Source organism: Shewanella youngdeokensis (assembly GCF_033180165.1).
Lineage (GTDB): Bacteria > Pseudomonadota > Gammaproteobacteria > Enterobacterales > Shewanellaceae > Shewanella > Shewanella youngdeokensis.
Genome location: NZ_CP136522.1, coordinates 4,060,997 through 4,084,029, shown reverse-complemented (window position 1 = coordinate 4,084,029; position 23,033 = coordinate 4,060,997). Strand labels below are relative to the sequence as shown.

General features: G+C 45.2%; 21 protein-coding genes. 8 read left to right on the top strand and 13 right to left on the bottom strand.

The features are described from left to right. Positions 1-111: 111 nt before the first annotated feature. The 5 genes from RGE70_RS17415 to RGE70_RS17395 all read right to left on the bottom strand — a co-directional run bounded on the left by RGE70_RS17415 (position 112) and on the right by RGE70_RS17395 (position 3,970). A complete protein-coding gene (locus RGE70_RS17415) occupies positions 112-561 on the bottom strand; it encodes an ATP-binding protein (protein WP_310472687.1) in 450 nt (149 codons plus the stop codon). A 9-nt stretch (positions 562-570) separates the two neighbouring features. Further along, a complete protein-coding gene (locus RGE70_RS17410; protein WP_310472686.1) occupies positions 571-1,791 on the bottom strand; it encodes a nucleotidyltransferase family protein in 1,221 nt (406 codons plus the stop codon). A gap of 13 nt (positions 1,792-1,804) precedes the next feature. Next, positions 1,805-2,137, bottom strand: a complete 333-nt coding sequence (locus tag RGE70_RS17405; RefSeq protein WP_310472685.1) for an anti-sigma factor antagonist — start codon at positions 2,135-2,137, stop codon at positions 1,805-1,807. A gap of 12 nt (positions 2,138-2,149) precedes the next feature. Next, positions 2,150-3,352 (bottom strand): SpoIIE family protein phosphatase, encoded by a 1,203-nt coding sequence (locus tag RGE70_RS17400; protein WP_310472684.1) that lies wholly within the window; start codon positions 3,350-3,352, stop codon positions 2,150-2,152. A gap of 222 nt (positions 3,353-3,574) precedes the next feature. Further along, the gene (locus RGE70_RS17395; protein ID WP_310472683.1) at positions 3,575-3,970 is read right to left on the bottom strand and encodes a nitrous oxide-stimulated promoter family protein; all 396 of its coding nucleotides are present in this window, start codon (positions 3,968-3,970) and stop codon (positions 3,575-3,577) included. A gap of 343 nt (positions 3,971-4,313) precedes the next feature. Here RGE70_RS17395 and RGE70_RS17390 point away from each other — a divergent pair, with 343 nt between their 5' ends. The 6 genes from RGE70_RS17390 to RGE70_RS17365 all read left to right on the top strand — a co-directional run bounded on the left by RGE70_RS17390 (position 4,314) and on the right by RGE70_RS17365 (position 8,306). Beyond that, entirely contained in the window at positions 4,314-5,183 is an 870-nt protein-coding gene (locus tag RGE70_RS17390; protein ID WP_310472682.1) for a hypothetical protein, read from the top strand. Positions 5,184-5,292: 109 nt separating this feature from the next. Next, positions 5,293-5,592 (top strand): hypothetical protein, encoded by a 300-nt coding sequence (locus RGE70_RS17385; protein ID WP_310472681.1) that lies wholly within the window; start codon positions 5,293-5,295, stop codon positions 5,590-5,592. A 52-nt stretch (positions 5,593-5,644) separates the two neighbouring features. Continuing rightward, positions 5,645-5,980 carry a DUF3630 family protein gene (locus RGE70_RS17380; RefSeq protein WP_310472680.1) on the top strand — a complete coding sequence of 112 codons (336 nt, stop codon included), beginning with the start codon at positions 5,645-5,647 and terminating at the stop codon, positions 5,978-5,980. 16 nt (positions 5,981-5,996) lie between these two features. Continuing rightward, the gene (locus RGE70_RS17375) at positions 5,997-7,031 is read left to right on the top strand and encodes a serine/threonine protein kinase (protein WP_310472679.1); all 1,035 of its coding nucleotides are present in this window, start codon (positions 5,997-5,999) and stop codon (positions 7,029-7,031) included. A gap of 110 nt (positions 7,032-7,141) precedes the next feature. Then, positions 7,142-7,753, top strand: coding sequence for a thiol:disulfide interchange protein DsbA/DsbL (locus RGE70_RS17370; protein WP_310472678.1), 612 nt, complete (start codon positions 7,142-7,144; stop codon positions 7,751-7,753). A gap of 340 nt (positions 7,754-8,093) precedes the next feature. Continuing rightward, on the top strand, positions 8,094-8,306 hold the full coding sequence (locus RGE70_RS17365) for a stringent response modulator YtfK (protein ID WP_310472677.1): 213 nt from the start codon (positions 8,094-8,096) through the stop codon (positions 8,304-8,306). Positions 8,307-8,569: 263 nt separating this feature from the next. Here RGE70_RS17365 and RGE70_RS17360 read toward each other — a convergent pair whose 3' ends face one another. Beyond that, positions 8,570-8,773 (bottom strand): cell division protein ZapB, encoded by a 204-nt coding sequence (locus RGE70_RS17360; protein ID WP_310472676.1) that lies wholly within the window; start codon positions 8,771-8,773, stop codon positions 8,570-8,572. A gap of 180 nt (positions 8,774-8,953) precedes the next feature. On the opposite strand from RGE70_RS17360, the gene RGE70_RS17355 reads away from it, so the two are divergent. Beyond that, complete coding sequence (locus RGE70_RS17355; RefSeq protein ID WP_310472675.1) at positions 8,954-10,438, top strand: Na+/H+ antiporter NhaC family protein; 1,485 nt, start codon at positions 8,954-8,956, stop codon at positions 10,436-10,438. Between the two features lie 81 nt (positions 10,439-10,519). Here RGE70_RS17355 and RGE70_RS17350 read toward each other — a convergent pair whose 3' ends face one another. The 7 genes from RGE70_RS17350 to RGE70_RS17320 form a co-directional block, all read right to left on the bottom strand. Further along, positions 10,520-11,974: an SLC5 family protein gene (locus tag RGE70_RS17350; protein ID WP_310472674.1), complete on the bottom strand. Its 1,455-nt coding sequence runs from the start codon at positions 11,972-11,974 to the stop codon at positions 10,520-10,522. A 39-nt stretch (positions 11,975-12,013) separates the two neighbouring features. Continuing rightward, positions 12,014-12,766, bottom strand: a complete 753-nt coding sequence (locus tag RGE70_RS17345; protein WP_310472673.1) for a SapC family protein — start codon at positions 12,764-12,766, stop codon at positions 12,014-12,016. A 13-nt stretch (positions 12,767-12,779) separates the two neighbouring features. Continuing rightward, positions 12,780-14,300, bottom strand: a complete 1,521-nt coding sequence (locus tag RGE70_RS17340) for a tryptophan halogenase family protein (protein WP_310472672.1) — start codon at positions 14,298-14,300, stop codon at positions 12,780-12,782. A gap of 146 nt (positions 14,301-14,446) precedes the next feature. Further along, positions 14,447-17,182, bottom strand: a complete 2,736-nt coding sequence (locus RGE70_RS17335) for a TonB-dependent receptor (RefSeq protein ID WP_310472671.1) — start codon at positions 17,180-17,182, stop codon at positions 14,447-14,449. A gap of 378 nt (positions 17,183-17,560) precedes the next feature. Further along, positions 17,561-18,895, bottom strand: a complete 1,335-nt coding sequence (locus tag RGE70_RS17330; protein WP_310472670.1) for an alpha/beta hydrolase family protein — start codon at positions 18,893-18,895, stop codon at positions 17,561-17,563. A gap of 26 nt (positions 18,896-18,921) precedes the next feature. Further along, positions 18,922-20,070 (bottom strand): galactokinase, encoded by a 1,149-nt coding sequence (gene galK / locus RGE70_RS17325; protein WP_310472669.1) that lies wholly within the window; start codon positions 20,068-20,070, stop codon positions 18,922-18,924. Continuing rightward, complete coding sequence (locus tag RGE70_RS17320; RefSeq protein WP_310472668.1) at positions 20,063-21,112, bottom strand: UDP-glucose--hexose-1-phosphate uridylyltransferase; 1,050 nt, start codon at positions 21,110-21,112, stop codon at positions 20,063-20,065. The genes galK and RGE70_RS17320 overlap by 8 nt, the downstream gene beginning before the upstream one ends. A 325-nt stretch (positions 21,113-21,437) precedes the next feature. On the opposite strand from RGE70_RS17320, the gene glpD reads away from it, so the two are divergent. Next, positions 21,438-23,009: a glycerol-3-phosphate dehydrogenase gene (gene glpD, locus RGE70_RS17315; protein ID WP_310472667.1), complete on the top strand. Its 1,572-nt coding sequence runs from the start codon at positions 21,438-21,440 to the stop codon at positions 23,007-23,009. The last annotated feature ends 24 nt before the right edge of the window (positions 23,010-23,033 follow it).

The following is a 23,033-nucleotide window of genomic DNA, read 5'->3' as shown; positions in this document are numbered from 1 at the left end:
GCTCATCTCCGTGTGCTAACGGTTGTTAGCAAGGCACTCATCTATCATTCGGCGGCGTTATCGCCACCTCACGTGGTTCAATTATTTGCTCTACAACGTTGCAAGCTTTGACTACTTTGCGCTGCGTTGCATTCTTAAAGTGTTACGGTTTTGCTGTGTAAAATATTCCAATTTGTCTGACAGCTCTTTGACGATTTTTAAGCCGCGGCGACTGACTAACCATGTTTCGGGGTCGTCAGCCACGGGCTCAACAAAATCGGTACTGAGCAGGTCATCTAAAAGGCCATCGGGCATTGATTGACCAAAGTCCGAGATTTCAATAATTAGTTCATTATTGGCAGACAGGAAGGACGTGGCTTCAAACTTTTTGCCTTCAGTGTTTAGGTAGGAGTGTTCATAAACATTATTTACCACTTCAACTAAACACAGCTCCATCTGGCTCACGATGGTTTCATCAAGTTTTAAGCTATTCCAATAGGGTAAAATGTCCTCTGCTACCTCTCTAGAAGCTTCTAGACTGCTGAGGTAAGCTTTGTGAAACTTCCCTGTTTTCACGTCCATGTTATTCCCTTATTTGATCTGCAGTAACGGGCGGTCAACTTTAACTTCAGATTTAGCTTTCGGCGCTGCTTGCGTGACCTCAACTGCACTGTAAACTTCATTCATGCTGTTTTTACCCATTGGCGGCCGAGAGACGTTTCTGTTTTTCAAAATGCTTACATATTGGCATTCCGACAATAATTGGGTGTAACCGTCGTGACCGATTAAGTAGTCGCCAAACATGGTTTTATTCACTATGTAGGCGTCATCTGCTAAGTGTACGTAGTCACAAATTAGGGTGTTACTGAGTAGGCTTCTTGAGTCTACTTTACAGTTCGCGCCAATCACTGCTGGGCCAATAATGGTGGCTCCATTTTGTATTTCGCAGCCACTACTGACGATTACTGGCGGAGTGATTTTGCACTTTGAAATATCGATTTGGGTGTTAATGCCGACCCACACACCTGGCGCCATTTGGGTTCCTGGGATCGGGTAGCCTTTAACTTTACCGTTAAGGATTTCGCTGGTGACTTCCCATATGTCTTTAACTTTACCTACATCGAGCCATTGGAAGTCCATATTAACGGCGTAGAAGTGGGCTTTTCTTTCAACAAGAAGAGGGAATAGATCGCTACCAATATCAAACTCAGTATCTTTAGGAATAAAATCAAATACAGCGGGCTCAAAAATGTAGATCCCAGTATTAATTTTGTTTGATAGTGCCTCTGATTCAAGTGGCTTTTCTTGGAAACTGACCACTTGTTCATATTTGTCAGTGACGACAACGCCGTACTTACTAACCTCTGAGGTTGGTACCTCGCGAGTGATAATGGTGGCTAAACCGCCGTGTTTTTTATGGTGTTCAACTGCTTCTTTGAGGTTAAGGTCAATCCATGCGTCACCGCAGACTACAATGAAGGTATCATCAAAAAAGCCAGAAAAGTCTTGGATTTTTCGCATCCCTCCAGCAGAACCAAGTGCTTGACTAACATACTCACCGTTAACTTCGGTTGCTTCGTATGAATAGGAAAGTTGCACATTAAAGTGGTGACCATCGCCAAAGTAGTTCTCAATTATTTCCGCGAGATGGCTAGTGTTGATAACTATTTTGTCTATGCCATGTTTTGCAAATAATTGGATCATGGACTCCATCACCGGCTTACCTAAAATCGGTACCATCGGTTTTGGAATTGCATAAGATATCGGCTTAATTCGAGTGCCTTTACCTGCGGCTAGGATCATTCCTTTCATAATATCTACCTCTTTAAGCGGTTGGAGCCAACGCATCTTCAAGTGTCGGGTGGCTCAAAATAAGCTTATCCATGCGGGTTAGCTTAAGAAGATCCGTCACTGATTTTTGTGGATTTACAATACTGATTTTGGTGTTGCGCAGCATTTTGTAAGCACCCATAACCGCACCTAGACCACTGCTATCCATAAAGCGAACTTGGCCTAAGTCGAGCACTAAGTGATCGCGTATGTTGCCTTTAATCTGTTCAAGCTGTTCTCTAAATGCTGGGGCTAACTTGGCATCAAACCTACCTTCATTAACCTGCACTATGGTGTATTGGCCTTTTTCAATAATTTCGAATTGCATAAAATTTCCTCTTTATTCGCCGTGCCACTCAAGGGCTAGTAGGCTGATGTCATCGTCAAATTGCGCGGCACCTGACCAGTCACATACCGTGCTAACAATCTTGTCGGTTTGTACATCGTTAGGTTCATCGCATTGGTCTAAAACGAGCTGCTTTAGTCCAGACTCTGAATATTGGTTTTTAAGTTGATCTTCTGCTTCGGTAATACCGTCGGAATACAGAAATACTCTGTCACCGGCTTTAAGTTGAACCTGCTCTGTTGTGTAGTCGGCGAAATCAAACATGCCGGCAACAAAGCTTTCTTGCTCTATAAACTCACTACAACGGTTCGTTTTTTGTAACCACACTATGGGAGGGTGGCCTGCAAAAGAGTAGGTGAGTAAGCCGGTTTTAACGTTCAGAACGGCGTACACCATAGTGAAATAAAGGTTGTTTTGATCTTGGCTTATGTAGGTTTGATTTAGGTGCGAAATAACTTCACTGGGTTTGAGTAAGATGTAATAAGGATCAGTGTCTTTTTTCCGTTTCACACTTGAACCAGAAGCGGAATTTGAACTGATACTCTGCTGCACAGAAAAAGACATTAAGGCCGATGCAACACCATGACCAGCAACATCAAATAAGTAGATGGCAATGTGGTCTTCATCAAGTTGCATGCAGCCAAGCATATCGCCGCCAATTTGGGCGCTGGGAATATGGGTATAATCAATATTGACATTTTTAAAGCGGGTTTGAGTCGGCAACATGCGTTTTATCAGTTCGCTGGCTGACTCTAAATCTTGTTGAATAGTGGCGTAAGCTTTATCGAGCTCAATGTTTTTGTCGACTAATTGGTTATGTAAGTCTAGCGTTCTGAAACCAGCTTTTAACCTGGCGTCCAATTCATTGATATTGGTGTCTTTTGCGACAAAGTCATTCGCCCCAGCATTGATACCCTCGACAATCGAGTCTTTGTCATCACGGCCAGAAAGTAATACAAAAAAGATATAGCGGGAATAGTCTTGGTTTTTTAAGCGGTAGCAAAGTTCAATACCGTTAAGTTCGGGCATCATCCAATCGCTGAGGACGAGTTGAATGCTAGGGTGTTCGTCGAGTTTTTCTAATGCCTCTAGACCGTGCTTGGCCATTACAACTTGATATCCACGCGAAGTTAACATCTGCGACATCATCATCAGCATGACTTTGTTGTCTTCTACAAGCAGGATTTCTTTGGTCAAAGTGTCAGCCTCCATGCTGGTGGTCACAACAATACTTCGACAGCATTGCCGTGCAGATAAGTCCTTTACTTTCCAAAGTCTAGTAGTGAATTTCGGATACAACAAGAAAGCGCACCATACAAATTTATTTAATGGGGCTATTTGTTGTTTTTTTTCTTAAAATTAAGCGTATAGGAAGGGTGGTATTTGTGCTTTCGCTGCACTTTGGTCGCTTATTTGAAGCTATTTTTGATTACGGGACTGCATTCTAAGGTGGCGGTTAGAACTGGCTGCTGGTGGCTTGCCAGGCGCTGCTTTACGTTCAGACATAAGATGTTTTATGGCCATTAATGGGTGAGGTAAAAGCATTCGTGGGCCGGCATAAATCATGATTTCACGGGCTTTGGTTTTCATGTGAGGCTTGTAACAATGCACAGGACATTTATTGCAGGTGGGTTTGTCTTGTCCGTAAGGGCATCTGTCTAACCGTGTATGGGCATACTCAGTAAAGTCGAGGCAGCTTTGGCATAAGTCATTGCCGGTGGTTTTATGGTGTGCCTTGCAGTATATGCTGACCATCGCCGAAAGCGTTTTAAACTCGCTAAGTAGTTTGTCACTTAATAGTTGCTCAAAAGCCATGGTATACCTTAGTCAATTACTGGGTTATTAGTATGATAGAAGCCTTAGCTCCAGCAAACAAAATTTAAACGATAAATTTTGAAGGCGCGCACAAAATAGTGCTTTAAATCTTTATATGTGGTGATTTATTGTAGGCTGTATTAGGGTCGCGTTTATCAGCCAATAATGCTTTGACGCTTTTTTGGAGATGTAGTGCACTAATTTTGAATTTCGATTTAAAATACAGGTTAAAAACTTGATTTTAACTAACGCAATACACTAATAATAACGCTCTAATTTTAAACGTATTTGAATACGTTAAAGACTCAATGTCGAGTCTCTGCCCAACCATCGGTGGAACATAATGAAAGTCATTGCCATTATATTGCTCGTTATCGTTGTGGTTTATCTTTATAAGCGCAGCCAACGATTAGCAAATGAAGAACAAGAACAAGCTGCACGCGAAGCGGCAGTAGCGAATGCTAAGGAACCAGAAGTCAAAGATATTACCCCGACCTCTACCGCTAACGCCGCTCCAGTAAATGAAGAAAATATAGATAAAAACCTTGATATAGAGGGCGAAGCTGTTCAAATCATGCCAGAGCCAGAGCCAGAGCCAGAGCCAGAGCCAGAGCCAGAGCCAGAGCCAGAGCCAGAGCCAGAGCCAGAGCCAGAGCCAGAGCCAGAGCCAGAGCCAGAGCCAGAGCCAGAGCCAGAGCCAGAGCCAGAGCCAGAGCCAGAGCCAGAGCCAGAGCCAGAGCCAGAGCCAGAACCAGAGCCAGAGCCAGAGCCAGAGCCAGAGCCAGAGCCAGAGCCAGAACCGTCTACTGTTGAGTTAGCGTGGGCGAGTGCCAAGTTAACCCAAGCGATAGCCAATACCAGTGCAGCTACAGACACTGCCGGGCAATACACTGCCATGACCGCAGCGGTTGCCGAGTGCTATAAACAGCGTAAACAGGTCGAATATGTTGAGTACGGTGCCAGCCTGTCTAAACGGTATATCGCGTTATTTACCGTGTTTGCCGCTGAAACGAGAGCTGATAACCCTGATGCCGTAATTAAAGGCATTGGTTTAATGCATATGTCGACATTGCTAAGCGATAACGGCGAGTTTGATGTTGCCATTGCGCTATGTCATAAAGCCATTCAACATGGCGTAAGTGATGGCACTGTTACCGGTTTTGAAGGCCGTATTGCTCGTATAGAAAAGGCTAAAGCTAAAGCAAATAAATAGTATTAATCAGTAAAGTTCATTATTCGCCGGCTAAGCGGTGTAGAATAAGCTGAGTTGCTCATTAAAAGGCGGACATATGTTCGCCTTTTTTGTTGATAGGATCCCCAATATGAAACCTCGTTTTGTGTGGTCGATAGCGTTGTTAGTGCTTGGACTGACCGCATGTACCGATTCACCAGAGTGGACATTGCTGTATTATCCAGACGCGGCAAGTAAGTCCAGTGTCGAGCAGTCCGCAGCATTTATTAGTGGTTATTACTCCTCTATTGAGCAATGTCTTGCAAAAGGGGCGGGTATGCAGCGCTTAAGCGGCAGTAAAACTGCAGAGTATGTTTGTGGCCACTTATGTGTTGCCGATGCCAAAAAACTGGTTTGCAGTAACATGGTAATGCCTGAGCCGGTTTTGTAACTCGTCAGATTATGGTACCAGTTGTTATTCATCTAAATGTTAGAGGGGCTGCATGATCGAACTCCGCGCAATTAAGTTAAATCGCCCAACTTTGAGTTTGTCGCTACAAGCTAATATTGATTTTGAACAGTTCGAGCTATTTGCGGAGCCATTTGCTCAAGCAATTGACTGCACAGTTGTAGAAAGGCAGTGGGGAGCTGACCGACACCAATGGTTACTCGAATTTGAAGGCACGCACATACAGCTACACTATGAGTTCTACGGTGACGTATGCTGGCTTGCCATCGACCGAGAAGACGAGTTCGAGGTGTTGGTCTATTTGGCTGGGCTTATGCAGTCATACACTAAAACATCATCGGCCAAGCGCAACACGCACCACTACCTTTAAAGTTAGAGCATAATAAATGAATAGAGAAGAGCCCGTAAAAGCCGCAATCGCTGGTACCAATGAAGACTCAGCGTTTCATTACCAAGCGCTGACCCCAGATCTCATCTTGACCGCGATTGAAGCTATGGGCATTTACCCTGAAACAGGCTTGTTGGCATTAAACAGTTATGAAAACCGCGTCTACCAGTTTCGCTGTGACAGAGGCGTACGTTATGTGGTTAAGTTTTATCGACCAGAGCGTTGGTCTGATCAACAAATTCAAGAAGAGCATGATTTTTCTGCTGCGCTGGTGGACGAAGAAGTTCCTATTGCCACTCCCGTTATGATCAATGGCCGTACATTGCATGAGTATCAAGGCTTTAGGTTTGCACTATTTCCGTCTATCGGTGGACGTGCTTTTGAGGTCGACAACTTAGATCAGCTCGAGTCTGTTGGGCGTTTTATTGGGCGGATCCATCAGTTTTCAAAGCGGTCTAACTTCAGCTATCGCGACACCCTATCGCCGCAACTGCTTGGCGTTGACTCACTTAAATGGCTTAAAGAGTCAGGCCATATTCCGTCGGGGCTCGCGTTACCGTATTTTACGGTGGTAGAACAAATCCTCGAAAAATCGAGTGCAATGTGGCAACCAAAAGACTTCACCAACATCCGTTTGCATGGCGACTTGCACCCGAGCAATATATTGTGGACGCCTGACGGCCCAGGCTTTGTCGACCTCGATGACGCTAAAATGGGGCCGGCAATACAAGATTTGTGGATGATGCTAGCTGGTGATAAACAACAGCAAACTTTACAGTTAGAAGTGCTACTTGAGTCCTATGAAGAGTTTTGTGAATTTGACACTCGAGAGCTACAACTGATCGAACCATTAAGAGCAATGCGAATGCTACATTACAATGCATGGCTGAGCCGCCGCTGGGCTGATCCTGCATTCCCAATGAACTTCCCATGGTTTGCTGAAGACAAATACTGGGAACAGCAAATTTTGGCCTTTAAAGAGCAGTTAGCCATGCTTAATGAGCCACCACTGAGCTTATTGCCGCAGTACTAACTGTTTTATATAATATAAAAATGAACTTATGCACTTGAGGTCGACTCAAAAGGGCATTATGTTATGCTAAAAATTATTAAAGATGCATTGAGCATCGCAAAGGAATTTACATGAAAAAAGCACTTTTGGTTGCATTTGCATTACTCATCGCCCCAATGGCAGCCATGGCTGCTGATTACAAAGAAGGCGTGCATTACACAGTAATTAATCAAGGCCCTGCAACAGCCAAGCCTGAAATTACCGAGTTTTTCTCTTTTTATTGTCCACATTGCTACACGTTTGCTAAAGAGCAAGTGCCTGTAATTAAAGCCACGCTGCCAGAAGGCGTGACCTTTAAACAAACCCACGTTGATTTTATTAACGGTGAAATGGGTGTAGAAATGTCTCGCGCTTTTGCGGTGGCGCACCAGCTAAAAGTTGACGAGAAAATGGAAAAAGCACTTTTCTCAGCTATTCAAGATAAGAAGCAACACTTTACCAACCGTAATGACGTAAAAGCATTGTTCGTTGCTAACGGTGTCGACGGAAAAGCATTTGATGCAGCTGCTAACTCATTCATGGTGAACGCAACCATGGCTAACATGAAGCGTGCCACTGAAAATGGTAAAATTTCGGGCGTACCTGCATTGGTTGTTAACGGTAAATACCGTGTCGAAACTGGCGCCATCAAGTCGTACGAAGAGTTACTTGATATTGCTTATTACCTCACTAGCATGAAGTAAATATTGCATAACTAACACTAAGGAGCCTAAGGGCTCCTTTTTTGTGGCTGCCGTTTCATGCGATTGCACTCGTGAACCACTAGCTGTTTTAATGCTGACTAAGGCAATACATAAATCATAATCATGTACCCGTTGGCCCTATTGGTCACGTGTCAAAAAGTTGTCACGTGCTAGTTTTTTAACGCTTTGTGCTTAGGTATATGATTGCGAATAATAAATTTTTATTGGCTTAAATTAGTTCAAAAAATTAATCATTTTTTATTCGGTTTGATGAAACTATCGTGGTACAACACCTGTCCAAGGGTTAGATAAATAATAAACTAAATTGTAGGGAGGTCTTGTGAGAGTTTTTCCTGTTTATACGCCGAAGCTCATTGTTAAGCATGTGCGTATTTTTTTAACTGGGGTTATTTGGGTTAAAGATTTAGGCCGGTTAGAGTTTGCTAACGGTAAGTTTTTATTACCAAAACAGAGTCTACCTAAGATTAAGCAAGTAATATTGGAGCTTAATGAGTTAATTGAAGCGCAACATAGCGAGGCAGAAACAGCATAACTACAGCGTTATGCTGGCGCATAGTGCAAATAGCAACATCAGTTTAATTTGTGCGGTAGTGGGTTTGTATAGCCACGCAGCTACCCTTATTTTGATGGGTAACAAGCAACTCTAATGCAGACATTATTGGCCGGAGCCACTGCCGTAATATGATCATTTTCGCAGCTGCCGCTAGCGGACAAACCGAGCGACATAACTGCAAAAATAATAGGCCAATAGCACAATAAATACTGCTATTGGTATTTAGTAAGCTGGCTTAAAAGTTAGCTAACTTCTTCGTTAAGCAAACCTACCAAACCTGTCACTTTTTCATTCCAAGAATTCAATTCTTGTTGTAACTGTTGGTTCTGTTCAGTCAAACCTAGGTTCTTCTGTTTTTCTTCTTCAAGCTCCATTTTTTGTAGCTCGATGGTTTCAAGTGCAGCTTGGATTTTTGTTTCCAATTTTGACAATAGTTCAAGGCTCATAGGGAGTCCCTTCGGTAGCATGATGATAGCTTCGATTCTAGCAGCGACGGGGTCTTAGTGAATAGTTAATTATGCCAAATGGGGCAAAATCTTATAATAAAAGTTGTGATACTGTCTCTTTTTCGTACTTGTGGCTAAGTCGTTACTATTCATCTGTTTATTTAAATCGGAATTCCGGCAATGTCAGGCAGTATCATAATTCTTTTTCCTCTGGCTCTAACATTAGTGTTGGCGCTAGTTTTACGACGAACCTTGGTTGCTTTAGGGGTTGGAATTGTCTCTGGCGCACTGATCATTGGTGAGTTTGAGCCTGTGGCTGCTGGTGTATATTTATCATCAAAAGCATGGGAGCAGTTTTACGCGGCAGGGCAATGGCAGGCGTGGCACCTTAATGTGTTAGCTGCGATGATATTGCTGGGTATTATTACGCAACTACTGGCAAGGGGAGGTGCGGTAAAGTCGTTTGCCGATTGGCTGTATCACCGCATTAAAAGCGACCGTCAAGCGCGGGTTGGAGTGGTTGTGCTGGGCTGGGTGGTATTTATTGATGGTATTTTTAGTTGCTTAGCCGTAGGGCATGTCTGCCAGCCACTGAGCCAGCGATACAATATGAGCAAAGAGCAAATAGCCTATCTAGTTGATTCCAATGCTACCCCTTTATGCGCCCTATTGCCTGTGTCGAGTTGGGGGCCTTATGTGATGGCTATTTTGGCCAGCATCGCACTTCTGCCACTATCGCCATTAGAATCATTTATCGAAATTGCTAAGCTTAACTTTTACGCCGTCACGGTGATGATTGTGTCGTTAGCGGTTGCATGGTGGGGCGTTGGTTTTTCTCATTCGGTGGCGGTTGAGCAAAATACAGCAGATGTTGGTGTGGGCAACCCGTGGTTACTCGGGATCCCTATGATCAGCCTGTTACTGGCGTCGGTAGGCTTTACGTTATGGTCGGGGGCTGCTAATGCGCCGGCGACCGGCTTAGCCCAATGGATAACCTCTGCAGATATTGGCGCTGCCATGCGTGATGCATGTCTTTTAGCAGGGTTGATAACGATTGTTATGTTAAAGCATGCTGGACGACGGATTGTGCAATTGTTGGTTGATATGGCAGCTGGTATTCGGGTCATCGGTTTTGCGGTAGCCATTTTATTGTTCACGTGGATGATTGGTGCGGTGATTGGCGACTTAGGGGTTGCTTCGCTATTGGCAAGTTGGGCAGAGCAGTTTATTTCAAGCGATATTTTAGTGGCAGGCATGTTTCTGCTTTGCGCTGTGATGGCGTTTTCTACAGGGTCTAGCTGGGGCACGTTTGCCATTATGATCCCTATCGGAGCGGAGATCGCCGTTGCAGTAGAGGTGACACTCATGCTGCCAGTATTAAGCGCAGTGATGGCCGGTTCTGTATTTGGTGACCATTGCTCACCCATCTCTGATAGTAGCGTGATTAGCGCCACTAGTTCTGGCTGTGAGCCACATGCCCACGTTGTGACTCAATTGCCTTTTGCTGTTATCGCGGCCATTAGTACATTGGTTGGTTTTCAGCTGATTAACTTTGGCCTAACGCCCACTTTAAGTTGGTTAGCGGTATTAGTTTGTGCCAGTGTGCTATTGGGTTGCTACCATAAAAAGGCCATGCATTTAGCACAGCCTGTAGTGAGTGCTTAATCATGCTAATTAACAAAAAAGGCTAATATTGTCAGTATTAGCCTTTTAGTTATTAACACAGATTTGGTTAACTTAGCAGGGTTATGGCGCTAACGAGCTTGATAGTTTGCGGTTAAACGATGCGGTATTTTTAAAAATAAAGCGATTGGTTAACAGCGAAAAACTGATACAAGCCACCAAGGTTATCGGCATTAAATGAATATAGTGCCAGCTCGAGTGCAGCGGTGAAAACTCAAAAGTGAGTGATGCATACATTAGCACCCCAAAAATAACGGCACCAATGCCAGAGCGCGCATCCACGTTTTTAAACAGCAATCCCACGATGAATATCGACAAAATAGGCATGCTTAATAAGCCATTTAACTGCTGTAGCAAATTAATGATGCTCTCTGCTTGCTGGTAAATGGGTACCAACGTGAGCGTTAATGCACTCAATAATAAAGTCACCCAGCCACTTAAATGAACCACGTTAGGGTTTTTCTTAATATAAGTTTCGTGAATGTCACACACATATAGTGCCGTTGCCGAGTTGAGTAGTGAGTTGTAGGTCGATAGCACGGCAGCAGCCATTGCTGCTGCAAATACGCCGGTCAGCCAAGTTGGCAATACATCACCTACAATGCGGCCATACGCAGCATCACCAATATCGCCATAGAGCTTGTATGAAATAATGCCGGGCAGTACCACAATACTCGGCACGATTAATAATCGAATACCGGCAGCCACTAATACGCCTTTTTGGGCTTCTTTTACTGTAGGAGCGGCCATGGCGCGTTGAGTAATCGTTTGGTTGGTGCCCCAATAATAGACTTGAATAAAGATCATTCCGGTCAATAAGGTGTGCCAAGGTAAAGGTGAGTCATTGTCACCAATCATGGTTAAGCGTTCTGCAGGAATATCGCTAAAATCAAAGTTGATCGCTTGTAGCGACAGAAACACCACTAAAATAGCCATCGCAAACAAGAGTACGCCGGAGTATGTATCAGATACTGCCACGGCACGTAACCCACCAAAAAAGGCGTACATAGCGCCAATGCTGGCAAATGCCACAGCAATATACATTAATGGAATATCGACATTAAACATGGTTTGCATAAACAGTGAGCCAGAATAAATAACCGCTGGCATGTAGATAAACGCATTACCTAATAAGAATAGCCCGCCAATCACGGCACGAATATGTATGTTGTTGTAACGTTTCTCTAAAAGCTCGGTGGTGGTGGTGCAGTTATAGCGGTAATAAACAGGTAAAAACACTTTGGCAAGAATCACTAAGCCAATCACGGCGGCGAGCTCCCACCAAGCCAACAACGCCATTTGGTTGCCGTTCATGCCCACGAGTTGGTCGGTGCTTAAATTGGTTAACGTAATAGAACCTGCTACGAACACCCAGCCTAAACTACCGCCAGCCAAAAAATATTCCCTGTTTTGGTTTGATTGCCGCCGGTTTGCACCACGGCATTTCCAATAGGTTAAAAAGCCAATCATGGCTGTGACTATGGTAAAAACCAGTCCTTGAATTATGCTATCTGACATTGTCTATCCCTAGAGTTAATCGTTGTTTTAGCGCAATGCCTAAACTTTGCTAGCTTCTAATTTTATGTGTGTAATGCTGTTGTTGTCGGCGACTTGGTTATGGTATTGAATGAGCGCGTTAAGCTGATATAACGAGGTCAGCATGGCGTAAAGTGGTGATAAATATCCGAGCTTACTTAGTTCTTTTAGTGAGTCACTCGGTAATTGCTGCAGCTTTTCTTCATTAATCGTGAATAAACCGTTGAGGCTTTGGCTAGCATTATGTTGGTGGTTAACGGCAATGTTTACCGCTTTTAGTAGGCCCAAATCGACCACTTTTTGGCTGAATTTATGGGTCAACATGTCGTTATTTAAATCGGTTTCAATCAAGGTTTTAATATTGCTCAAATACAGGCTGGCTTTGCCGTGTTCATCAAACATGGTTTCACCCGGTTCGGTCGTTAATGCGCTAGATTCTGGATCTAAACCGATAGTGTATTGTTGTGGGTCCTTCGGTGACTGCATTAAGTAAAATGGATGAGTTTGCAGGGCTGTTGGTGTGTACAGTGCGCGCCATTGGTCATCACGCACCAATAAGTTTTGGCCTTGCACAAAGCTGGTAAAGCCGGTAAGTACCCAATTGCCGCTATGGTTATCGCGTACAAAAAATATCGGCATGCAGCAAGCGGCTTTAGCTACTTCGGTAACCCGTAAGTTAATTAGGTTTTGTTGCGCCACATGTTTGGCACCGCTGTTTGGTACTACATTAAGGTGTTTATGTTGTTCTGGTGACAGCTCGACTAATGTTTTCATTGTTATCATTCTTTTAGTTGGTGCTTGCTAACCATCGGGTAATATAATCACGATGCGGAGGTAGATTATTCAGCATTTGCTGAGTAAGTTGCTGATTTTGGCTTAGTATCGGCTGTGCTCGAGCATGCTGTTGGTATAGGTGGGCTTGTTGAGTGAAGTCGGGCTTAAACTCCATACCGTACAGTACGTACTGGTAACTGGCCGCCGGAAACAGCTCAATAGGGCCATTAAAATCATTAATGGTTGGGCCGCGAAATGCCCACATTGCTAAGTCGTCTTTTAGTGTTTGCGGAATCGAGTCGGCTTCACAATGAGCTTGCCAGTACGGTTCTTTGCGCTGGGTAAGCATGTAATGCAGTTTTAAGAAATCAATGATGCGGCGCCAGCGGTAGTCCATTTGTTGGTTAAATCGTGTTGCCGTTACAGCCATGACTTGTTGGTTGACAGGCAGGTTTTCGGCAATAAAGCGCGCCGACATTTCAACTAGCATAATTGCAGTGGCTTCAAGCGGTTCAACAAAGCCCGCAGCCATACCAACTGCGACACAATTGTTTTGCCAAAAGCGTTCGCGGTGACCACTTTCAAAACAGATTTTTTTAACCATTAAGCCATCGGCAGCAGGGCCAATGTACTGGCGCAGGTTGCGTTCTGCTTGTTCGTCAGACAAATACTGACTGGAATAGACATGACCAACACCGCGGCGATGTGTTAAGCCAATATCCCAAATCCAACCTGCATTTTGCGCGGTTGCAATGGTGTGGCTGGCAATGGGGCTTTGGTCGTTATCGTAGGGGACTTGCATCGCTAAAGCGCGGTCGTTAAATAGCACTTTGTCTTGTTTAATAAACGGCACCTTGAGCGTTTTGCCAATTAAGAGTGCTGCCAGACCCGAGCAATCAATAAATAGATCCGCTTTAAAGTCTGCCGCATTGCCGAGGCGTAGGCGGCTAATATTGCCGAGTTCATCTTGGTCGGCGCTGTCGACGGTGGCAATAAGGTGGTTGACGTTGAGCTTGGTTTTACAATGCTGTTTCAGCATCTCGGCAAAGGCGCCGGCATCTAAGTGATACGCATAATTACAACGACCTTGGTATTCGCCTTCGGCCATGCCTCTAGGCGCTAGGCCTGCTTCGCAAATGGCATGTTGAAAATTAGCTTCTGGGGCATAATCTTTTATGTTGCTCACATAAGGCGCGAGATCGATACGACCATAACCCAGTGGTACGGTAAACGGGTGGTAATAAAAATCGCCATTGCCATGCACCCAGTCTACAAATTTTCCACCTTGTTTAAAGGTCGCGTTGCAGGTTTTAAAAACATCACTTTCTTTTAACCCAATTTGCTGCAGAGTGTTTTTCATCGTGGGCCATGTACCTTCGCCCACACCGATAGTTGGGATGTCTGACGATTCAATAAGCGTGATTTCAACACCGCTGATTTGATGGTTTCTATGGTGTGCTGCAAGGATTGCGGCGGTGAGCCAGCCTGCAGTGCCGCCGCCTACAATGGCGATTTTTTTTATTGTTTTCGGCATGGATTTATACTTCCTAGTTAAATCTGGTAACACAAATGTAACATTTAAATTGGTGGCTTGGTATGCCTTAGTGTTCAGGTCTTTTGTTTACGCCGCTAAAAAAAGACAGGTGCACCAGCACCTGTCTTTTAATGATTAGCTAAACGTTAGAACTTGCCTCTAACGCCCACTGCGTAACGTGAACCATTGTCTTCAACTGAGTAGACCTGGTTGTCGTAACGGCCGGTTTGCAGTAGCTCTTCTTCAGTGATGTTAATCCCTTCAAAGAACACGGCCACATGCTCGTTAATGTCGTAGCTGGCGCTAATATCCCACTGGCCAAACGTATCGGTATTGATAGGTTCGCCGTTAAAGCCGTTGTCTGACTGACGTAAGAACCCTTCACGATTGTTAAAGGCAACACGTGCTTGCCAGTCATCTTGCTCGTAAAACACCACTACGTTTTGTGAATCGCCTAGGCCTTCTAGCTCAAAGCCTTCTTTGTCGACGACTGTTGCGTTAGCCACAAAGCCAAAGCCATTTTCAAAGATATGGGTCACACCTACTTCGTAACCAGTTACGTGTGAAGTGTCGGCGTTCGCGGGGCGAGTTACGGCGTAAACTTCTTGCGCACCGTTAAGCTCGTCAGTTGTTGGAACAATGTCTGATGCACATAACGCTGAGTTGTCGGTGCTACACAAGAAGTCCGTACCTTGACGGTCGGTCATGTTGTACGTTTCAGAACCCGTAGAGGTGACAATAAAGTTATCCACTTCTTTGCTGAAAAATGCAAAGCTAAACAAGCTGGCATCGTCAAAATACCACTCGTAAGAGATATCCCAGTTTTCAGACGTGAAAGGCTTGAGTGACGGGTTACCACCGCTAGCGGTTAGGTTTTGGCGGCGTGGCTCACCAAATGTAGTTGCTGGCGACATTTGTGACATTGTCGGACGTGTTAATGAGTCATAAACGGCGAAACGAACCACCATGTCATCTTGTACGTCTAACTTAATGTTCAAGCTTGGCAGTAAGTTTGCGTAGCTATCGCTACCGGTAATATCGGTTGCTGGACCAAAGACGTTGGCGAACAAAGTGGCGTCTGACGTTGGCACTATGTCGGTTACAAAGCTTTGAACTGCCGCGACTTCAACGTCGGTCGTAGCGTAACGGGCACCTAAGTCAATTGTGACTGGCATTTCAGCTATTTCATACACAAACGTAAAGTTCATGTACAAGCTAGTGATATCTTCTTTAATCGTGTAGCGGTTGTTTTGTAGCGTCGGTTCGACTGGGTAACCTTCATCGGCTAAGTAATCGAGCATGGCATCGCCGTCATAGCTGTAGAAGGTGTCGATTAAGCCTGGGAAAAAGTTATTGGCGGTATAAGGGCTAAAGTCGATTACGTCATTAGGCGCTGCCACGCCATAACCACAAAATGCACATTGATTGCCAAAAATCTGGAAGGACGACTTTTCACGCTCTTGGCGGTAAATACCAAAATTGGCTTTGGCAAAGGCTAGTGAGTCTGGCGTGAATTCAAAATCAGCTTTGTATTCTGTAATATCGTCTTCATCGCTAAACTGATTACCTTTTTCGTTATAGTGCATACGTGACAAGCTTGCATCGGGTAAGCTGCCATTCACAAAACCGTCGTGCGTCACGGTTGGTGTGCCGCCTGTACCGTCAAATGCATAGCTATTGATCATACCGACAACGTTAAAACGGTCGCGGCCGGCGCGGTCGTTTTCAGCGTTTGATGTTGAAACATCAAAGTTTGCATTAAGTTGCTCGTTGATATCCCAGTCTACATTTAAGCCAAAACCGGTATTAGTCACGTCACGTGAATTACGTGTGTGTGATACGAAATCCGTCGCCGGATCACCACTACCATTATGCAGGCCAACGTCTTGGCTAAAGGTTAATAGCGTGCCCGTTGCAGGGTCAATCGTGGCGCTACCTACGCGGTCGGGTTCAAACCAAGACGCAAGGTCGGTTACTTGTGAGTCAACTTCAAACTTAGAGATAAAACCATCTAACGTAATGCTGATATCGTCTGACGGTGCATACTGGAACACTAGGCTCGCGTTAGTACGCGTACGTTCTTGTTCATCAACAATTTGGTCCCAGTTACGTGGAATATAAGCATTGGTAAACAACACACCATCGCGACTGTTAGAAATGGTTTGGCCTGAACGCCAGCCCGCAGTGGCTATTTGGTTGATTTGTACATCACGTTCTTGATGGCTCACCGCAAGGAGTGCGCCCATGGTGTCGTTGTTGAAGGTGTTGCTGATTAAGGCTGATGCCGAAGGAGAAACCTCTTCAGACAGGCTTTCATACATGCCTTTTATCGAACCGACTAACTGGAAGCCTTCATAATCAAAAGGTTTAGCGGTAGATAGGTTAATCGTGCCACCAATGCCGCCTTCTTGCAGGCTCGAGCGAGATGTTTTGTAAACATCAGCACCTGTGATTTGCTCAGCCGCTAGAATGTCAAAATTAAACTCACGGCCTGCGCTATCGGTAGCCACTTGGCGACCGTTAACCAGTACGGTGTTAAATTGTGGGCCAAAACCACGAATGGTTACAGCTTGGCCTTCACCACCACTTCGGTCGATAGCCACACCAGTAATACGCTGTAATGATTCAGCCACGTTAAGATCTGGGAATTTACCTAAATCTTCTGCTGAAATCCCGTCAGAAACGACCAATGCTGACTTCTTGTCGAGCATGGAGTTCTTTAAACTACTGCGGATCCCTTTTACGGTAATGACTTCAATTTGCTCTGCGCCTTGCTCTGCTTCGGCGGCCATAGCGACAGTCCCCAAACTGCCTAAGACACCAGCAATTGCTAGCGCAACGTGGGTCCTTTTCCCGAGTGTAGACATTCCTTTTGTATACATTTTTATTTCCCTTAGTTATGTTTTTGTTTTTTTGATAGCTGACTTCACGGTTAAAACGTATTTATCTTACAAATATATTAAGTAAGTCTAAATATCAACCTTTAATTAACAACTGTTGCAGTTGGGGAGGGCTGTTTTTCATGTTCAGAGCAGCGGTAAAGTGGTGGTAATTGTTGGCAGGTAATATTTATTATCGTTAAATTTATATTTAGTTCAGTGGTTTGGGGTTGTGTTTGGCGTTAGTTTTGTGCCGTTATTGGATTTTTGACAGGGCGTTGAGCCGAAATTACTAGCAGTGTTAATTGATACAAATTACGGTGGTGCGGCAACAAGTGGGTAACATTGTTGTTGCCGTACCGCCATTTACATTCAACCTTTTTAAGGTTGTAAAGCGTCGCTTTGCCAGCTCATGCCAGTGGCATAACGGTCTGGAAAACCGAACCAAGGCGGCGATTTTTTACCGTTAGCATCTTGTTGATTTGCTGAGTCTGTTAATTGCAGGTATTGGCATTGCTGCGGTTGTTTTTTAACGTGGCAGTTCATCATCGCTAAAACAAAATGCTCGTTAATACTATTAAGCTGGCTGTTGCGCCAAGCTGGCTCAAAGTAATGACCTAAATCAAGTTCGTTGTTGTAGGCCACTTGAGGTGCGGGGTGTGGGGCAATATTATGGCGAGCATTGTGGTAAGTGAGTAAATAGCGTTGCGCCCCTGTTTGTCGGTAGGTGTCTTTAATGCTGGCATAACCCGATATATCATCTAAATCACCGGCCATATATAGCATTGGCACCTTTATTTTTTGTAGCGATTGCGTGCTAAATAATTTGTCTTGGCCACCCCAAGGCGCCATTGCCACAGCCGCTTGCCATTTAGGGTCAGCACTGGCTGTGGGGTGTCCGGCGGTGCAAGTATTAAGTAGCGCCTTAGCTTGTTGAATGATTTGCGGATTATCGGTGCCAGTAAAGCGTGCTGTGATGGCATCGTTAAATTGGTAGCAAGCGCCTACAGTGTTGATTGCGCCAAAGCCACCCATGGAATAGCCCACTAAGCCAGCATGGTCTTTATTGATAATATTGGTCGCAAAATGAGGCTGGCTAGTTAGGTAGTCCAGAGTAAACTGCTGATCGCGTGAGCGATTTAATAAGGTGCTAAAAAAGCCACTAAACGGATTTGTCACCATATTAACTTCAGCATTGGTTGAGTCGGTATGGTCGATGGCAGCAACAATGTAACCGTTGGCGGCAAGGTGTTCTGCCAAGTAAAACATAATCGTGCGGTACCCGGTATAACCGTGAGATAGCACCACGAGTGGAAATGTCTGTTTAGATTGTTGAGCAATCGCAGCATCGCGGTAAGCATTGGCGGCAATTTCGAACGGGTGCCCCAAACGGGTTTGGTTGTGGTAACTGGTTTTAGCAAGGCTTGGTTGTTTGTCGGTTAATGCTGCTGGATACCATACCTCCAGTGTTAAGGGGCGGTCTTTAACGGTTTGGCTTATCGCATCAAATTGATTGGCATGGTTAATTGTTAGGGTTCTTACCCCTACCGCATAAGCGGCCTGTCCAGCTTGCGCTGCCGCTGAAAGAGCCGGCGCTGCAGCAGTGGGTAATATATTGGGATAAAGTTGCTCTGCTGCAATGGCGGTATGTGCCACTAAGTTACAACAGCCAAGACTGGCAGCGCTCAAAATCGTTCGGTAGTGATGCTTAAGCATATTGATATCCCTTCAATTTGATATTTTTAATTGGGGTTAATCGTTAACCCTGCGCCAGCCTGGCAAACATAGACATCAGCGTGTAAACCAAAGCGGCTATGGTACTGCTGGTTGATTGCTTGTTTAATTACGATTACGTCTTCGGCTCGGCATAGGCAAACAATGGCACCACCAAATCCGCCGCCTGTCATGCGCACTGCGCCACGTTCGCCTACGGCTTGCTGGCAAATTTCCACTAAACCGTCAGTGGCGGGGACGGTCACTTCAAAATCAAATTTTAACGACTGGTGCGACGCGGTCATGAGTTGTCGTAACTGATCCATATCGTTAGCCGCCAGTGCTGTAGTGGCGGCAATCACGCGGTTGTTTTCGCTAATAACATGGTGAGCTCGGCGGTACTGTGTATCAGACAGCTTGCTTTTATGCGCCTGCAACAAAGGTAAATCAGCGTGGCGCAAGCTGGTCACGCCCATTATGTTAGCTGCTTGCTCGCAATCAATGCGGCGTTGGTTGTATTCGCTCTCGACCAACTTGCGAGGGTAGTTTGAGTTTACAATTACTAAATTTAAGTCATCAGGAATTTTAATCGCGGAGCTGGCTAGGTTTTGACAGTCAATTAATACCGCATGTTGCGCAATGCCCGTGGCCGAAATTAATTGATCCATAATTCCGCATTGGCAGTTCATAAAGTCATTTTCAGCTTGCTGACCCAACAGGGCTATTTGTTCCAGCGACAACCCAAGCTGACAAACATGATTAAACATTCCGGTAATGGCGACTTCTAAGGCGGCAGAGGATGACAGGCCGCTGCCTTGTGGTACATCGCTATCGATTAATAGGTCGACACCGCATAGCTGGTGACCGGCGCGGTGCAATACAAATACTACCGCCCTTATATAGTTGCCCCATTGCGAGTCGCCACTCGTTATAGGTTCGGTTAGTGAAAACTGCTCAACTTCATCGGGGTACATGCTTGAGCGCACCACAATGCGTTGGTCGCTCCGCTGGCAATAGGCTACTTGAGTTAAAAATGTCAGTGCCGCTGGTAGAACAAAACCGTCATTGTAATCGGTAAATTCCCCAATAATATTGACCCGACCTGGGGCGCTAACCGTGCCTGATGCTGGCGTTTGATATGCTTGCTCAAAGCGTTGAGCAAGAGTGTACTTATTCATCGCGACGTCCTTGTTTGTAATGAATATCACTGGCTTGTTGTAGTAAGGCGGCAGCAGTTTCGGCCGTAATGTCTCGCTGGCTCTCGGCCAGCATTTCATACCCTACCATGTGTTTTTTAACGGTTGCCGAACGCAGCAGTGGCGGATAAAAGTGGCCATGTAAGCGCCAGTGGCTGTCATCGGTATTGGTTTGCGACGGCGCATTGTGCCAGCCCATCGAATACGGAAAACTACAATTAAATAAGTTGTCGTACTTGGTAGTGAGTACTTTAATGGCCTCGGCTAACGCTGACTTTTGCGCTTGGCTCATTTGGCCAAAATGGCGCACGTCATCTTTGGCAACGACTAGAGTTTCGAACGGCCAAGCGGCCCAGTATGGAACCACAACCAACCAATGGCTGTTTTCAAATACCACGCGGGTGCGGGTATTCGTTTCGTGCTCGACATAATCGGCCAGCATTGTGCGGCCATGCTTGGCAAAATAAGCGTGCTGCTTGGCATCTTCGACAGCTATTTCGCTTGATAGATGATCATGCGCCCAAATTTGCCCGTGCGGATGTGGCTGCGAACACCCCATTACCGAGCCTTTGTTTTCAAAAATATGCACACATTGATACTGCGCCGCTAACGTTTGATAGTGCTGCTGCCACGTATCCACAACTTGCTCTATCGCCTCAATTGGCAATTCTGGCAGGGTTAAATTGTGCTGCTCTGAAAAGCAGATAACCCGGCATTCACCGCTGGCGGTTTCAGCCATTAACAGTGGGTGGGTTGCATCGTGTTCAACGGATTGTTGAGCCGAATTTAGGGCGCCAAAGTCATTGGTAAACACAAAGGTGCCCTGATACTGCGGATTTATTGCATCGTTTGCCCGCTGGTTGCCAGGGCACAATGGACATTGAGCGTCGAAAGCTGGAGCTTCAGTGTGGTTATTGGCTTCGGTGGCACCCAGCCAAGGCCGATTATTTCTGTGGGGAGAAACGAGCACCCAGTCACCGCTTAATGGGTTTTTGCGGCGGTGAGTCAATTCAAGATCAGCCATTTAGTCCTCAATGCATTAATAAATAAGTCTATAACCTTGGTATTTATATGATAAATACTACTATTGATAAATTATGAGCACAAGCCAGACTAGCTTCATATGTTAAATAAATGTAGCCGCGCAAGGCGAGCGTAGCTTAATAATTGTGCTTAATCGGCTTTTACTAGGTTTGTTATGTTAAGTATTTGTTGTTGAGTCATGTGGTTCACTATGGTAGATCTAATATATAGTATTTATCATACTAATTAGGGTGTGAACATTTGCGTTTAGGTTAAGCGCTACACTTAATGCTAGTTAGCTGTACTACTGACAAGGATAGACGGTAATGAAAGCCGGTTCAGAAATGTACGATGTTGTTGTTATTGGTGGTGGAATTAATGGCGTAGGCATTGCCGCCGATGCCGCCGGTCGCGGACTAAAGGTGCTATTGTGTGAGCAAAATGACCTTGGTTCTGCCACGTCATCTAACAGCAGTAAATTGATCCATGGTGGATTACGTTACCTAGAACATTACGAGTTTAGGCTGGTAAAAGAAGCGCTCGCCGAGCGCGAAGTATTATTAAAAAATGCCCCGCATATAATTAAACCTTTAACGTTTCACTTACCGCATCAAAAGCACTTACGGCCTGCATGGATGATCCGTATGGGGCTAATAATGTACGACAATTTAGCCACTCGGCTCACTTTGCCTAAATCAAAATCGGTTAAATTTGGCAGCGATAGTCCGCTAAAAGCTAGCATCACCCACGGTTTTAGTTATGCCGATGCCTGGGTTGATGATTCACGTTTAGTCGTACTGAACGCAATGCAGGCCAAGCAAAATGGTGCCAAAATTTATTCACGCACCAAATGCGTTGCAGCGCAGCGGCAACAACAGCACTGGCAAGTGTCGTTAGCGTGTCAGCAAACGGGCCAAAATTTTTCAGTTAAAACCAAAGCGGTGGTCAACGCCTCTGGCCCTTGGGTGGCAAAGTTGTTCGACGACATATTACCGCAAACCAGCCCACAAAATATTCGGTTAGTTAGGGGCAGCCACATTGTGGTGCCGCGTATACACACCCAGCCACAAGCCTATATATTACAAAATGAAGATCAAAGAATTGTATTTGTGCTGCCATTTGAAGACGACTATTCATTGGTCGGCACCACCGATATGGACTACCAAGGCGATCCCGGTCAGGTGCAAATTAGCGAGCAAGAAATTGACTACCTTATACATCTCAGTAACGGCTATTTTAACCACCAAATTAGTCGCCAAGACGTAGTGCATACCTTTTCAGGTGTTAGGCCGCTGATTGATGACGAAGCTGAATCGGCGCAAAAAGTCAGCCGTGATTACCGTTTTGAAGTCGACGCCCCCATTACAGAAAATGGCCAACAAGCGGCGCTTGTGTCGGTGTTTGGCGGCAAAATTACCACTTATCGCAAATTGGCAGAAGCCGCAGTTAATTTACTCGCGCCATATTTTCCGCAAATGACCCAAGCTAGTACCATTAATTGTGTGCTGCCTGGTGGCGATTTTAGTTCGGCAGACGTATTCCTTATGCAGCTGCAGGCGCAGTATCCGAGCATACCGTTAAGTTTGCTCAAGCGTTGGGTGCGCTGTTATGGCACCTTAACGCTCAGCTTTATTGGTGCAGCCACCAGTACATCGCAATTAGGGCCACATTTTGGCCATGGCTTGTATGCCGCAGAAGTTAATTACCTGATGAAACATGAATGGGCGCGGGATGCACACGATATTTTATGGCGCCGTACTAAGCTCGGGTTGCACTTTGATGCGCAGCAAACACGCCAGTTGCAACAGTATTTAGCCAAGCATTTAACCACGGGTGCAAGCTATGTTGAGGGCCAAAGCGCTAATCGCCAAACAGATGATACTGTCACGGCTTTATAAAATCAGACCATAACAGCGCGGGCA

What these genes read in the sequence shown, in the direction of transcription:
- RGE70_RS17415 (WP_310472687.1), bottom strand. Translation starts at nt 561, where the DNA reads ATGGACGTGAAAACAGGGAAGTTTCACAAAGCTTACCTCAGCAGTCTA.
- RGE70_RS17410 (WP_310472686.1), bottom strand. Translation starts at nt 1,791, where the DNA reads ATGAAAGGAATGATCCTAGCCGCAGGTAAAGGCACTCGAATTAAGCCG.
- RGE70_RS17405 (WP_310472685.1), bottom strand. Translation starts at nt 2,137, where the DNA reads ATGCAATTCGAAATTATTGAAAAAGGCCAATACACCATAGTGCAGGTT.
- RGE70_RS17395 (WP_310472683.1), bottom strand. Translation starts at nt 3,970, where the DNA reads ATGGCTTTTGAGCAACTATTAAGTGACAAACTACTTAGCGAGTTTAAA.
- RGE70_RS17390 (WP_310472682.1), top strand. Translation starts at nt 4,314, where the DNA reads ATGAAAGTCATTGCCATTATATTGCTCGTTATCGTTGTGGTTTATCTT.
- RGE70_RS17385 (WP_310472681.1), top strand. Translation starts at nt 5,293, where the DNA reads ATGAAACCTCGTTTTGTGTGGTCGATAGCGTTGTTAGTGCTTGGACTG.
- RGE70_RS17380 (WP_310472680.1), top strand. Translation starts at nt 5,645, where the DNA reads ATGATCGAACTCCGCGCAATTAAGTTAAATCGCCCAACTTTGAGTTTG.
- RGE70_RS17375 (WP_310472679.1), top strand. Translation starts at nt 5,997, where the DNA reads ATGAATAGAGAAGAGCCCGTAAAAGCCGCAATCGCTGGTACCAATGAA.
- RGE70_RS17370 (WP_310472678.1), top strand. Translation starts at nt 7,142, where the DNA reads ATGAAAAAAGCACTTTTGGTTGCATTTGCATTACTCATCGCCCCAATG.
- RGE70_RS17360 (WP_310472676.1), bottom strand. Translation starts at nt 8,773, where the DNA reads ATGAGCCTTGAACTATTGTCAAAATTGGAAACAAAAATCCAAGCTGCA.
- RGE70_RS17355 (WP_310472675.1), top strand. Translation starts at nt 8,954, where the DNA reads ATGTCAGGCAGTATCATAATTCTTTTTCCTCTGGCTCTAACATTAGTG.
- RGE70_RS17350 (WP_310472674.1), bottom strand. Translation starts at nt 11,974, where the DNA reads ATGTCAGATAGCATAATTCAAGGACTGGTTTTTACCATAGTCACAGCC.
- RGE70_RS17345 (WP_310472673.1), bottom strand. Translation starts at nt 12,766, where the DNA reads ATGAAAACATTAGTCGAGCTGTCACCAGAACAACATAAACACCTTAAT.
- RGE70_RS17340 (WP_310472672.1), bottom strand. Translation starts at nt 14,300, where the DNA reads ATGCCGAAAACAATAAAAAAAATCGCCATTGTAGGCGGCGGCACTGCA.
- RGE70_RS17335 (WP_310472671.1), bottom strand. Translation starts at nt 17,182, where the DNA reads ATGTATACAAAAGGAATGTCTACACTCGGGAAAAGGACCCACGTTGCG.
- RGE70_RS17330 (WP_310472670.1), bottom strand. Translation starts at nt 18,895, where the DNA reads ATGCTTAAGCATCACTACCGAACGATTTTGAGCGCTGCCAGTCTTGGC.
- galK (WP_310472669.1), bottom strand. Translation starts at nt 20,070, where the DNA reads ATGAATAAGTACACTCTTGCTCAACGCTTTGAGCAAGCATATCAAACG.
- RGE70_RS17320 (WP_310472668.1), bottom strand. Translation starts at nt 21,112, where the DNA reads ATGGCTGATCTTGAATTGACTCACCGCCGCAAAAACCCATTAAGCGGT.
- glpD (WP_310472667.1), top strand. Translation starts at nt 21,438, where the DNA reads ATGAAAGCCGGTTCAGAAATGTACGATGTTGTTGTTATTGGTGGTGGA.